The sequence below is a fragment of the Neisseria bergeri genome (assembly GCA_003044455.1).
Lineage (GTDB): Bacteria > Pseudomonadota > Gammaproteobacteria > Burkholderiales > Neisseriaceae > Neisseria > Neisseria bergeri.
On sequence record POWY01000034.1, the window covers coordinates 1 to 1,295 of the forward strand.

General features: G+C 53.4%; 2 protein-coding genes. Both read right to left on the bottom strand.

What is annotated here, in order from left to right:
* Positions 1 to 412: 412 nt before the first annotated feature.
* Positions 413 to 550: a hypothetical protein gene (locus DBY86_RS13500; protein WP_199901115.1), complete on the bottom strand. Its 138-nt coding sequence runs from the start codon at positions 548 to 550 to the stop codon at positions 413 to 415.
* A gap of 13 nt (positions 551 to 563) precedes the next feature.
* The coding region (locus DBY86_RS12760; protein ID WP_107820214.1) for an opacity family porin at positions 564 to 1,295 on the bottom strand (732 nt) is incomplete at its 5' end.

Sequence of the window (1,295 nt, forward strand, 5' to 3'; positions counted from 1 at the left end):
TTTTATCCGATAAGTTTCTGTGCGGACAGGTCTGGATTCCCGCCTGCGCGGGAATGACGGGTTTCAAGATTACGGTGTTGTCGGGAATGACGGTTCGGGCATTTCCCTGCGCCCGCCCCGCGCCTGTAAACGGCGAGTGCATCAAAAATACCGTCTGAAGGTTCAGACGGCATCGGTATCGGGAATCAGCGAGCCGTAGGGTGTGCTTCAGTCCGCCATTTCTATCAATCCAACATTTCTACCGTTTTCATTGAATCCATCGAATCCGTCCCTTTCGACAATCCAGCCCTACGCAACTGAACCGTCATTCCCACGGAAGTGGGAATCTAGAATCTCGGGGTTTCAGTCATTTCCGATAGATTCCCGCCGCGTCGGGGGGTCTGGATTCCCGCCTGCGCGGGAATGACGAATTTCAAGATTGCGGTGTTGTCGGACGGGTTTCGAGATTACGGTGTTGTCGGGGATGACGGTTCGGGTATTTCACTACGCCCGCCCCGCGCCTGTAAACGGCAAGTGCATCAAAAATGCCGTCTGAAGGTTCAGACGGCATCGGTGTCGGGGAATCAGAAGCGGTAGCGCACGCCCAATGAGGCTTCGTGGGTTTTGAAGCGGGTGTTTTCCAGGTGTCCCCAGTAGTGGTAGCGGTATCCGGTGTCCAAGGTTAGGTTGGGTGTGATGTCGATGCCTACGCCTGCCACCGCGCCGAAGCCCACGCGGCGGATGCTGTGGCTTTGGTGTAAGGGCGGGTGGAGATCTGTCGGTCCTTTTTTGATATTGGCGATGGTAAGAGTTAATTGGTCTTCTACAGCAATGCTGTGTTTGATTTTGCCTAAACCAACCCGTGCACCAACATAGGGTTTGAAGCGGGTGCCGGTATCGAAATCGTAGATGGCGGAGATGCCGTAGTTGGATTCGGCTTTGAACGTGCCTTTGTCGGTGTGGTCTATTTCTGTTTTTGTGTCAACAGGCTTACCTTGAGGAGGGGTGATTGTTTTAGTATTTTCTGCGTGAATACTTTTGCCATGTCTCCAAGTATTGTAACGGGCGTAATCGAGGGCGATGCGCCAGTTGCCGAAATCGTAGCCGACGGAAAGGCGGGGGTGGGTGGAATGGGTTTTGATGTCGCGGTAGTCGTCGAAGACTTTGGCGTTGTCGCCAGGATAATCGTAGGTAATGTGTTCGTAGGCGTAGGCTAAATCTGCCTGTACATACGGGCCGCGACCATTGTCTTCACTTGCCGCCTGCGCTGCGGAAGAGAAGAGAAGAGAAGAGAAGAGAAGAGAAGAGAAGAGAAG

Coding starts and splice junctions, on each gene's coding strand:
- DBY86_RS13500 (WP_199901115.1), bottom strand. CDS start 550: ATGCCGTCTGAACCTTCAGACGGCATTTTTGATGCACTTGCCGTTTAC.